The 11,113-nt window shown below is 61.6% G+C and carries 13 protein-coding genes; 6 read left to right on the top strand and 7 right to left on the bottom strand.

The features are described 5' to 3' along the window. Positions 1-2: 2 nt before the first annotated feature. From OG225_RS30975 to OG225_RS30945, 7 genes are all read right to left on the bottom strand, one after another. The gene (locus OG225_RS30975) at positions 3-206 is read right to left on the bottom strand and encodes a helix-turn-helix transcriptional regulator (RefSeq protein ID WP_405178432.1); all 204 of its coding nucleotides are present in this window, start codon (positions 204-206) and stop codon (positions 3-5) included. Between the two features lie 11 nt (positions 207-217). Further along, entirely contained in the window at positions 218-1,084 is an 867-nt protein-coding gene (locus OG225_RS30970) for a helix-turn-helix domain-containing protein (RefSeq protein ID WP_405178431.1), read from the bottom strand. Then, entirely contained in the window at positions 1,081-1,779 is a 699-nt protein-coding gene (locus OG225_RS30965) for a hypothetical protein (protein ID WP_405178430.1), read from the bottom strand. The genes OG225_RS30970 and OG225_RS30965 overlap by 4 nt, the downstream gene beginning before the upstream one ends. Then, complete coding sequence (locus OG225_RS30960) at positions 1,776-2,801, bottom strand: hypothetical protein (protein ID WP_405178429.1); 1,026 nt, start codon at positions 2,799-2,801, stop codon at positions 1,776-1,778. The genes OG225_RS30965 and OG225_RS30960 overlap by 4 nt, the downstream gene beginning before the upstream one ends. A 183-nt stretch (positions 2,802-2,984) precedes the next feature. Next, positions 2,985-3,407 (bottom strand): helix-turn-helix domain-containing protein, encoded by a 423-nt coding sequence (locus OG225_RS30955; protein WP_405178428.1) that lies wholly within the window; start codon positions 3,405-3,407, stop codon positions 2,985-2,987. Beyond that, positions 3,404-3,892 (bottom strand): hypothetical protein, encoded by a 489-nt coding sequence (locus tag OG225_RS30950; protein ID WP_405178427.1) that lies wholly within the window; start codon positions 3,890-3,892, stop codon positions 3,404-3,406. Before OG225_RS30950 ends, OG225_RS30955 begins: the two co-directional genes overlap by 4 nt. Continuing rightward, entirely contained in the window at positions 3,889-4,323 is a 435-nt protein-coding gene (locus OG225_RS30945) for a hypothetical protein (RefSeq protein ID WP_405178426.1), read from the bottom strand. The genes OG225_RS30950 and OG225_RS30945 overlap by 4 nt, the downstream gene beginning before the upstream one ends. A gap of 378 nt (positions 4,324-4,701) precedes the next feature. Between OG225_RS30945 and OG225_RS30940 the strand changes: the two genes are divergently transcribed. The 6 genes from OG225_RS30940 to OG225_RS30915 all read left to right on the top strand — a co-directional run bounded on the left by OG225_RS30940 (position 4,702) and on the right by OG225_RS30915 (position 10,987). Further along, positions 4,702-5,385 (top strand): sigma-70 family RNA polymerase sigma factor, encoded by a 684-nt coding sequence (locus OG225_RS30940; protein WP_405178425.1) that lies wholly within the window; start codon positions 4,702-4,704, stop codon positions 5,383-5,385. 3 nt (positions 5,386-5,388) lie between these two features. After that, complete coding sequence (locus tag OG225_RS30935) at positions 5,389-6,213, top strand: hypothetical protein (protein ID WP_405178424.1); 825 nt, start codon at positions 5,389-5,391, stop codon at positions 6,211-6,213. An 871-nt stretch (positions 6,214-7,084) separates the two neighbouring features. Continuing rightward, positions 7,085-7,951 (top strand): hypothetical protein, encoded by an 867-nt coding sequence (locus OG225_RS30930; protein WP_405178423.1) that lies wholly within the window; start codon positions 7,085-7,087, stop codon positions 7,949-7,951. Positions 7,952-8,616: 665 nt separating this feature from the next. Beyond that, positions 8,617-9,567 carry a hypothetical protein gene (locus OG225_RS30925; protein ID WP_405178422.1) on the top strand — a complete coding sequence of 317 codons (951 nt, stop codon included), beginning with the start codon at positions 8,617-8,619 and terminating at the stop codon, positions 9,565-9,567. A 184-nt stretch (positions 9,568-9,751) separates the two neighbouring features. Continuing rightward, positions 9,752-10,303 carry a hypothetical protein gene (locus OG225_RS30920; RefSeq protein WP_405178421.1) on the top strand — a complete coding sequence of 184 codons (552 nt, stop codon included), beginning with the start codon at positions 9,752-9,754 and terminating at the stop codon, positions 10,301-10,303. A gap of 435 nt (positions 10,304-10,738) precedes the next feature. Next, entirely contained in the window at positions 10,739-10,987 is a 249-nt protein-coding gene (locus OG225_RS30915; protein ID WP_405178420.1) for a hypothetical protein, read from the top strand. The last annotated feature ends 126 nt before the right edge of the window (positions 10,988-11,113 follow it).

Raw genomic sequence — 11,113 nt, 5'->3', positions numbered from 1 at the left:
GGTTACGCGGCTCCTCCGGTGCGGGTGGCGGCTTCTTGTTCGGCGATCCAGGCTTCGATCACCGACAGTCGCCAGACGCGGCGGCGGCCGAGTTTGAAGCTGGCGGGGCCGGAGCCGATGTGTGCCCAGTAGCGCCAGGTGGCGGCGGGGATGCCGGTGAGTTCTTCGCAGTCGGTGGCTTGCAGGTAGCGATCAGAAATGCTCATGACAGGTGACCTCAGTTCTCGGAGTTGGTGTAGGGCGCGGCGGCGGTGAGGGTGCGGGTGATGCTCGATGGAGACAGCCCGACTTCTTCGGCGATGCGGGAGCGGGTCCAACCCTGTTCGTGACGCAGTCGCAGGATGGTGGCGACCTTGCCGCGGTCGCGGCGCCCGTTCGGGTCGGCAGCGCACACGCGGGTGGCGATGTTGTCCCACCGGTCCCCGAGCGCCACCGCAGGCGTTTCGACGGCGCGTTCGGGGTGGTCGGTGCGGACCGAGACCGCGTGTACCGGTTCGGGTTCGGGGTCGTTGTCGGGTTCGGTTTCGGCGGTGATGCTCACCGACGCTTCGGCGGTACGCGTCTGGGCTTCGGGGGTGCGCATGGTTGCGCTGGTGTGGCGTTCGTGGGCGATCATGTGCGCCAACGCCGCACCCATCCCGAGAACCACAACCGGGAGGCACGCCACTCCGACCGTCACCGGCCACGGCGCCGCGACGATCTCGGCGGCTTCCATCAGGTGGTAGGCGACCTGCCCGACCGCACCGAGGGCGAGGCTGCCGAACGCCGACCACTTCGCATAAGCCCGGGTTCGGTCGGAGTGGATGCGCCCGGACAGCCAGACGTAGAGGGCGTAGGAGGCGTAGGTTTCCATGCCGATCGGCAGCGTGATCGCGGTATTCACGCTGAATCCGTCCGCGATCCCGGGCAGCGGGTGGACGGGTCCGAATCCGGTGAGTTCGCCGAGTCCGACCCAGCCGGACCAGATCGCGACGAACGCCGGAAGCGCGAGTAGCAGTACCGGCCAGGTTCGGACCGGCTTGACCGGCGTCGGCGCGCTGGTGTGCGCGTGTGGCGCGTCGGGGGTGTGCAGGGTGGTGGTCATGCCGCGCCTGCCTTTCCGGTTGTCGGGTCGGTGAGGTCATCGAGTTCGACCGCGTCGAGGATCAGATCGGAAGCGACGGCGCGTGCGGCGGCGCGGATGGTGGCGGGTGTGTGCAAGCCTGTGCACACGTAGAGAAGGCGTGTGCACCCGTCGAGTTCGGCGCGCTGCGCGGCGCGCGTCAGCGAGGTGAGGACGTCGGTCGGGCTGGCGTTGGCGTCGAGGGTGTCGATCTTGACCGCCCACCGTCCGCGCCCGCCGGTACGAACCAAACGGCCGTCGTAGGGGTATCGGCGGAGGGGACCGTGGCCGTCGTCGCCGCGGCGGTAGAGCACGCGCAGGTCGCGTTCGGAGTTCCAGTCGTCGAAATCGGTTGCACCGAGCGCGATGCGGATCTGGGTGGCGATGCGTCCGTGGGCGCACCCGGCCCGCGACGGTGTCCAGTCCGGCAACCGACGCCCGTAGATCTCGGCGACGCCTTTCGGGGTCGGTACCGTCCACTTCAGTCCGGAGGACACCGTTTTCGCGGGCAGAACCAGGTCGGCGCGACGCAGCCGGGTCAGGGTCGCCGACGCGTGAGTGCGGGTCGTACCGAGTAGTGCGGTGAGCAGGTCGGCTTGGATGGCACGCTGCTGCACGATCGCGGCCAGGGCACGCATATCGCGGGGAGTCAACGCGAGCGGTTCGGTGTGGGTCATGGCAGATCCTTCCGGGAAGTCGTGGGAGTGAGCGGCCCGCTGTCCGCGCTGCGACTGGTGCGGATGGCGTGGCGGTGGGTGGTGAAACTGGCCCAATCACGGTCGAAGTCACGCAGGACCAGCTGCATGTCCAGTTCGGCCAATTGCGGTGGGAGGCGGTCGACGGCCGCGAGGACGTTGTCGGCGACTTCGCTGGTGCTGAACAGGTAGAGCAGGCCGATCAGTCGGGCGTCGCGGGCGGTCCAGATCGCGCCCCGTAACGCTTTGTCCATGTTGGAAGGGCTTTTACTGGAAAGTTCGACCTCGACCGCCCACCACCCGTAGGTGCCGTCCACGACACCATGGAACCGGCCGTCGTGGATATGACCGATCGACCCTGTCCGGCGCCCGCGACGATCACGGGCCTCGATCTCGGCTTCATGGCGGAGACGGCGTTCGGAGATCCACGCGTCGAGGTCGGTACCGGCCAACATCACCCGGGCCTGCGCGACGGCGCGGTAGTGACCGGCGTCCTTCGGCGGTGGCGACCACGTCGTGGCCGGCACCCAGCCGAGATGAGTCGCCGCGGTCGAGCTGGTCGGCACCAGCCACTTCGGGCCGGGGGGCTGATCGAACAACGCCCGCACCACACCGGCCTTACGCAGCTGCTTGGCCAGTTCGTAGACATGGGGCAGATCCATGTTCAGGAACAAGGCCAGGACATCGAGCTGGAGCCCATACATATCCACTGCCAGCCCGGCCGCGAGATTCATCCGCGCGGTCGGACGAAGCTGCGCGGTCGAGGCGAACATGCGCTGAACCGTGCTGCGCGGCAACCCGATACGACGCGCGATCTCGCTTTGTGAATGACCATCCGAAGCCAGCGTCGCCGCTTCGCCGAGAACGCTGTCGATCTCGCGCGCGGTGAGCCCGAGCGTCGCGCGGATCTGCTGATAGGTCGCGCCGAGTTCGCGGAGTTCCCGGATGCGTTGGTCACGTTCGGCCGGACGATCTGCCCGGGAAATCCCCTTCTTGTGGTTCATCAGGAGTCGACCTCCTTTCTGCTGGAGGAGCGTGGAAAACGTTGCACTGCAATGAGACCGAGAACAGTGGGGACGGCATCAGTCCTGAGCGGTACTTGTCTGGACGTCTGCGGACATCTGAGATGTCCGCAGACGGGGCGGGGCGGTCGTGGCGGTAACGAAACCGGGCTACGGCCGCGCGGTTCATCGGGTGCGGTCGAGTCCGTCGCCACGGCCTCGGCGCTGATATACCGGCGGCGGGAGTGGCGCGGGTTCGCGTCCGCGGTCGACCTGCCGATCGGTGCCGCGGTTGGTGTGGATGTCGGCCTCTTTGAGCGGAGAGTGCGCGTCGACCCACGACATCAGTTCCCGCACGTGATCACTGGCCCGCCAGTCGTGTTTGCGGCGTTGGGCCACCGCGTCGGGCCACAGCTCCGACTCGCGAACACCGAGCGCTACAGCGGTTTTGAGCATGTTCGCCGGGTAGGGAGTGCGGCCGAGCTGGACCCAGCGTTCGACCGTCTTGGGGTCGACATCGAGCCGATCGGCCAACCGCTCGACGGTCAGTCCGGCCTCGACCATGGCATTGCGCAAACGGTGATTCGGTGTGCGCCGCTGCTGGTTCATCGGCCACGCTCCACACCACGACCGCGGCTGTAGGTCCGGTAGTGCTCGGGGTGGATATCGGCTTCTTTGAGTGGGGAGTTCGCGTCGACCCAGGACATCAAGGCCCGCATCCGCGCGGCCTTCGCTTCTGGTCCGCCGTCCTCGGCCGGGCGAGGTTTCGAGGGCGGCTTGGTCAGCGTGTTGATGCGGTTCGCACTGGGTTGCCGTCTGGCGGTGCGTCGTGGGCCGGTCGCGAAGAGTTCTTCGACCTTGACCGCGGGGAACATCGCTTCCAGCACCCGGCAATGTCCCGGGTAAGGAAGGTCTTTCAAGTCCCCGGACAGCCACCGGTAGAACTGGGCCTTCTTCGGTGCCCGCCCGACCATGTCGGGTTCGTGCTCGGCCGCGACCTTCTCGTACTCGCGGGTGAACACACTGTGGGTCTGCATATGCCGTGCCCGCAGCATCGCTTTCAACACGGTGCCGTCACCGAGATGCCGAGTCATCGCGACCGCTCCACACCACGACCACGGCTGTAGGAGCGTTTCCGGTCGGGTTCGTGGTGCGGGTGGATGTCGCGTTCCTTGATCGGGGAGTTCGCGTCGACCCAGGACATCAACTCGCGCATCCGTTCTTGCTGGGCGCGTCCCATCTCCGAGGCTTTCTGGCGTTCCTGCTCGCTCTCGCGATCTCGCCGTGCCTGGAGTTCGTCGAGATCCTGACTCGCCGCGAGGTGCAGCGCGTCGGCGTTACGGCGAGCCTCGACGCGTTCGTCGGGGTCGGGGTGGGCGGCGTTCCAGGCACGCGCGCTGGCATCGACCGCGTCCTGTGACCTGGAGCGGGCGGGTGCCGACCACCAAGCGGACTTCTCGAACGCGGTATTCGCTCCGAGCCCGTACCAGCGAGGAGCCTGGTCGGATCGTTCTACACTGGACATGCTTCAGCGACCTCTCATCCTGAAGTAAGAGACCGATTGGGTTGCACCCCACTTCGGTCTATGTAGCTCCCCGGTGACTGGTATCGCCGGGGAGTTCGCCGTTCTGGTTTACCTCCCCTAAACACGTTGACCAATGTTGGTGAGCGATGATTTAGAGGGGGTAAACAGACGGTACGCCGCTATCCCGAAGCGAGTCAATACCCCCTAAACTCTTCTTGTATGACTGACCGCGACGAGTTCGACGCCGTACGGAGCGACCCGGATCCGCTCCGCCGGGGTCGTCGCGCGGCCGAGCTCATGACGCTCTACCAGCAGCGCGGCGCGGAGCTCGCGCGACTGCGGCGAGCCGCCATCGATGAAGCCCACCACAAGCTGGGGATGAGCTACACCGACATCGCGGCGCAGCTGGGAATCACCAAGGGCCGCGTGACCCAGATCCGGTCAACTGCGCCGCCTCCCGAACGAGCCTTTTTCGGCATCGGGCCGGTATCAGTCGGGATTCCGCGTAGGTACGGCGTCGAAGAAGGGCGTGAACGACCGTTCTTCGACGCGGTCGACATGGCTTCCCAGACGGCCGTGGAAGAAATGCTGACCAAGCTCGCGATGGCATCGACTCGACTTGCCGTAGAGCCGAGCACAGAGAGCCCGCCGCCGAGCGACGCCGTAATCGTCTGCGGCCCGAAATCCGCACCGGTAGCGCGGACGCTCCTGGCCGCAGATCCCTTCCTGGACTTCGAACAGGATGGCCACGGTCGATGGTGGATCGCGGGCAAGACTTCCGCGACTCCCGTTCGGATCGACTCGCCGTTCCGCCGTAGTCAGCCGAGTCGATCGGATGTCGGATATTTCGCCAGGCACGTCACTGCCTCGCGAGTGATCGTTCACATCGCGGGAATCACAAGCGTCGGATCACTCGGAGTGATCGACTGGTTGAATGAGAATTTGTCAGCCCTCTATCTGGGCAACGAGGACAATTCGGTGAGCGGAGTGGTCCAATGCGACTTCGACAACGAGTTCGCCATCGAGGCGAGCCGTCTCGTAGCTGGACCATATTCATGGTGACCCATGGCCTCTGACTGGCGCATCCACACCGCGCAAGTCGCTGCACAGTCCGACGAGGATCATATTTTCGTCGCCGGGCACACCGTCGTCATCCTTGATGGTGCGACTTCGCACCGAAGCATTGCCGGGCCGACAGGTGGCGAATATGCCGCCACGCTCGGCGCCGTCCTCTCTGCGAAGATCGCCGGTGCGAGCGAAGGTTCACTAGTCGATATCCTCGAATCTTCCATAGCGCAAACGATCTCAAATCTTCAGCTGCCGTTGAGAGCGTTGGACGCGCCATCCTGCACCGTCGCCGTAGTGCGCGAAAATCGACGTCACCAGATCGAATCGTTGGTTCTCGGTGACACCACCGTCGTCGTCGGTCGCGGAGATCGCACGATTGCCGTACAGACCGACACACGACTCGAGGATCTCGGACTCTCGCAGTCCGAGTCGTACAAGTCGCGCTTGCGCAGTGGGAGCGGATACGACAACGCTCATCGGCAACTCCTGTCGGAGTTGCAGCTCGCGCAGAGAGACCGCCGGAACCGGCCCGGCGGGTACTGGATTGCGTCGACAGATCCGGCCGCGGCACACCATTCTCTGACTGCCACATATGAAGCCGATGAAGTCGGGTGGGTCATCATGGCGACGGATGGGGCTATCGACGGACTTGAGGCGCTCGGGATCTCGTGGGGTGAGAGCGCAGCTGCTGACTCAGTCGAACTGGAGAACCTGCTACGCCGCGCGAGTGCATGGGAAGCAACGACCGACCCCGCTGGCTCCATACGCCCGCGGGCAAAGCAACACGACGACAAGACGATCGCGGCCATTTGGTTGACATGACATACACGACGATAGGGCCTCTGATCGATGCCTGAGCTGCTCGTAGTCTGCTCGTACTCTGCCCGTAGTAGCGACCCCCCGTCTTGTGCCCAATTCTGTCCCGTTCCAAAGCGTTTGACCTGCGCCTTCGGCGCAGCGCCTCCCCCTGTCCCCGCCCCGATTCTCTAGCGCTTCGCTGTTTCTAGAGAATCGGGGCGGGGACAGGGGGAGGCGAGTGGTGGTTACGTGAGCAGGAAGGAAGGGAAGGGAGAGACCGGAAAGGAAGGGAGGACCATAAGAGGAAGGGGTGGGGGCGGGGGCGCGTCGGGTGTGAGAGTTGCGCGTAGGGAACGCGAGTCGGCGGATTGGTCAGTGCGTTAAGGCGTGTGCGGGCTGGGGGCGGAGCGGGAAGGGATGACCATAAGAGGAAGGTCGGGTAGGGACCACGGACGCAAGTTCACCTCTTAAGAGGGGAGACCCGGGTTCCCATCTCAAGAGGTGTAGTTGAGGCGTAGGCATCGAGTCGGCTCGTGTGGTTCCAGTCTGGAAGTTACCGCGTAAGAGGTAAGAACTCGCGTCTAGGCATCATCGCGATGCATCCAGTGGCCCAGACATCGAGGTGGGGTGTGAACCACAAGAAATGAGCAAGCCAGCCAGGAGACTACTTACCGCTTAAGAGGTAACCGATGGCCTCCCACTCCGAGCGTTGTCCGTCCCCCTATGATCGTCTGATGCCTACCGCGATTCGCATGTTGCCTCACTCCGAGACCTACGCCACGAATCGTTCGCTACTAAAACTAAGTTTGCGGTCACCGTTTCTAATTGACATCTAATTATGCAAATCATCGCGGTATTCTGTCGCGTTATGACTTTGACGGCGAAAGTGTGAGAGATGGAAAATCCGCTTCAGCTGATAGCGTTACTGGTTACAGTTCTCGGCATTTGCGCAACGTTCTATTACTTCCGGTACAATAACAGGCCGAAACGGCTGGCCTTCGGAGTTGTGGTTTCCAAGCTTATTCAGGACGACGATGTGTCGGCACCGCAGCATCAGATTGTCGTAGTTCATGATGAAAAGAGCGTCACTGACCCCCATCTTGTGGCGATACTGCTGACAAATATCGGCAACAAAGACATTGGTACCGATGATTTCGACGGCAAGAAGCCGCTCTGCGTAGATATCGGAGCAAATGTGGTGGCGATTTTGAAGCCGGGCAGTCAAACCGTGGATGCGAAAGTAGAAAATCAGAAGCTTCTAATTGAGCCGACCATGCTTCCGCGAAACAAAGAGTTTGCGGTCAAATTGCTGGTGGACGGCAGTCCGGAAGTGGCATTAGAAGAGCATCGGCTGCTTGATACCGATATTTGGGACCAACGCCAGCGAACAGAAAAGGCGAAAAATGTAAGGCAGCGTCTCAGGGGAGTTATGAGGGTTTGTGTGGTGGTAATGCTCACCGCCTTTGCAATTTTTATGTGGGGGGCTTCAGTGCAATCCGATCTGAGCACAAATGAGCGTAATATGCGCGAGTCGGCCATTCTTTCAGGCCTTGGCAACCCCTCGGCCGTGGAGACTGACGCTAGACTTCGTGATGCGGCAGAATGGGTCGCTCATCCCTATCAACCTGGATTTTTCAACCCCTGGTGGATGGGCATAACCGCCATAGTAACGCTTGGGGTAGCAATCATCGCTCTTGCGGCTACTCTTTACGATCTGGTCATGCTGAGAATAATTCGACGTACATCAAAGAGTGCGAAATAGAATTCCAATTCTCCGTAGCACCCTACATAAGCGAGATTGTCGTCCAAGTCTTTCGACGCAAAGGTCGGCCGCGGGATCGCGCTGACTGCCAGGGCGATTGACCTCCAGCACCGCAGCAGCGGAGGATTAACGAGTACGCAGGGCGTACGAAGCAGAGGCAACAGCTGCCATCTGTCCCAACCATGTCACGAACAAGAGACGCAGGTCGGTAGCTCGACCACGTACCTCCATCGACATTGACCTGCGATTTTCTCTCAGTTTCGGGGGACGCCGGTTTCGGTGCTCGGGCCGACGGTACGCAGTGAGTTGCGCAGTGCCGTCGTGTCGGCCGCTGAGTACGCTGCCGACAGGTGCTACCGCGTAAGAGGGAATTTGAGGCAGAGAGCTGAGTCAGTAGGTGATGCCTACGCCTCAACTTGATGCGTAGGCATCAAGTATGCTGGCACGTAGCAATCAATCTAATATTGATGCCTACGCATCAGATTGTGTCCTGTGCATCAATCAAATGCCGAGAAAACTGCTCCGTGTGGGATCGAGGTGCCGTCGGAGTTACCGCATAAGTGGGAGCTTCTCGGTCAGAGGCCTTTGCCCTTCATGTGGACGGCATATCGAAGCCTGAATGCCAAAATTACTGCACCTTGGCAAAGTGTGAGTATTATCGACTGGTGACGTTGATTCTTAGCGCTGTCACTCGGGGATTTGTATTCCATGCGAGTGATAGATTGTTTACGATCCAGCGGAAGAAGGGGCATGTTGAAGAATGGGATCCCAGGGCAAATAAGACGATCGTGGTAGTGGGCTCCGATTGCTGGCTCGTACTGGGTTATACCGGGCTAGCCTATCTGGACGGCAAGCCAACGGACCAATTCCTAGCCGAGGCTATATCGGGTGTCTCGGACCTCGATGGCGGAATGGTTATGGGCACCCGCAACCTAGGACTTCATTACGCGGAAATCATTCGAAGAATTGTCGAGGCCGTGTCCGCGCAGTACGATAAACTTTCGTGTGCGGTGCGGAAATATCCACTGATAGTCGCTGGAACGGGAATTCAAATGACTCGCCCGCGAAGGAGAGAGTTGATATTTCGACTTGGATTTTCCGAAGATGGATATGACGGTGGGGATGGGCATACAGAACGATATCCGTCTCTGTGGAGATACGGTTGCATTCCGGCGGGCGATGTCAATAACGAGGTCCATGAGCAGATGAGGAAAAGACTGCGGAGCGATGAGACGCATGACTCACCGGACTCATTTCGCAAAATTATGGTCGATGGCGTGCGGGCAACCGCCGCGCTCTCCGAATTTGTCGGCGAGGACGTAATATCCGTGATCCTGGATCCCGAGGAGCGAGAGATAAGTGTTCACTTCGATCCGATCGACCCGTCGCGGCCGATAACCCCGGGGAAGGGAGCGCCTCACGAGGGAGAACTGAAACACAAGCTGGAGGTGTACACCCCATACGCAATACTTCCGAACATAATCTACTGCCCCTCGGTTGCCAGTGTTGGCGGGTGGCGCGGCTTCGACGGGATTCGCTACAGGTTCATCGGACCGGAGCCCGTAGTCGGCGGCGGATTCTACGGCACGTACGCCAGAAAACCTCAGCCTCGGTGAGTCGAACGACCGTCCGCGACGAACCTGGACTTTGCACGGGCTATACCGCCGTCCTGCATGGCGACAGCGCGAACTGCAGATGATCTGGACAGCTGTCCGGCCGAAGCTGCGGCCAAAATGCCCACTCGCCGTAGAGGCTGGTCACCCGGAAAGGGCGGGGAGATAGTGGAATTCATGGGGGCGTATGGCGGTATCGTTGTTCGCCGTGCCGACTTATTTCCATGTTGACCGCTGTGGCTCCTTGCAGGCGGGGACGATTGAGCCTTCCCGCTATCCCGCGCCCGGCAAACTGTTCGATGGCGGTGTTTCTCGCCACGGCACGCGGTATCTTCATCACAACCAGCGCCTCACGGATGTAAGTACAGCCCTTGAGCTGGTATGGGAGCTTGTCCGAACCCGCTGCTACCCCGAGAAGCCGTCGCGCTACACCGCGTTCTATGCCTGCCGCACTCTGGATGACGCTATCGCCTTCCGGAGTGCGTACGGCCAACCATCGGACTCGATTTGGGAGATCGAGTCACAGCAGCCGGGGCACATCGGTGACATGTCACTGGTGCGTGCAGGCTCCATCCAGGCACCACCCGAAGAAAACGACCGGCTCGGCGACGCTCTAGGGTTCGTGCACGCGTACTGGGAGGGCCACGATCACGAGGGAAATCCGGCGTTCGGTCCCCAGCTGTGGGAGGTTCTGCTCACCCCGCCGATAACGGTGGTACGCAAGGTCGATGAACTCTGACCGACGGACTTGGCGTAGGTCCGGGATCGTACGCAGTGCGTACGCAGCTCTGCCAACCGGTGTCAATCGCCGTCAACGGTCGCAATGCAACTACCTGGTGTTTACTCATCCGGCCAAATCGACCATGGCCAGCAAGCAGCGGGATAGGTCTTCATCATCAACATCGTGATCAGCGGATTGCACAGCTACGCGGGATTGAACTGACGAATTCTCGCGTTCGATCGTGCTGAGATTCGGCTGCCGATGTCATTCGGCCCATCGGTACGCGGTGAGTATTCCGTCGCGTTGATCGTCGAGCTCGCCGCGACTCTTGGATTTCCGTCCGCTGTGTGTAATAGCTGTATTTGCGCGGGAGTGTCCGGCCGTGCAGAATCCCTTGAGCCAGTTTCGGTTTCGCTGCCGCGTCGTCGGCAGTTCGGGAGGATTTTCGTGGGTATGAAGAATTTTGTCGTGCGCGGGGTGTTCGGTGCGTCGATCGCGGTGGTCGCGCTCTCGCCTGCCGTGGGGGTTGCGGCGGCGGATGTTCCACAGCAGGCGAGTCCGGTGTATTGCCAGTGGGGTGGTGACGGCCTGTTCGCCGAGCGCGACTGTGACAAGAACGGACCGAATTCCGGGAGTGCGAGTGGTTCCGGTACCGCGGTCGGGCAATTCCTCGGGAAGTTGCTCTTCGGCGGCGGTCGGTAGTTCGCTGTCGCGGCGGACGGTGGCAGCGTGCGTCACCGTCCGTGGTTCCGGAATTTCGGATCGCGCGTGAAATGATCGGGCGGCCACATCGAAGACAGGCGGACCGTCATGGGGATCAGTAATCAG

Origin of the sequence: Nocardia sp. NBC_01377, assembly GCF_045040005.1 — a bacterium.
In the GTDB taxonomy this organism is placed as follows: Bacteria; Actinomycetota; Actinomycetes; order Mycobacteriales; family Mycobacteriaceae; genus Nocardia; species Nocardia noduli.
The sequence above is the reverse complement of the archived record's forward strand: the minus strand, read 5'-3'. Positions and strand labels throughout refer to the sequence as shown.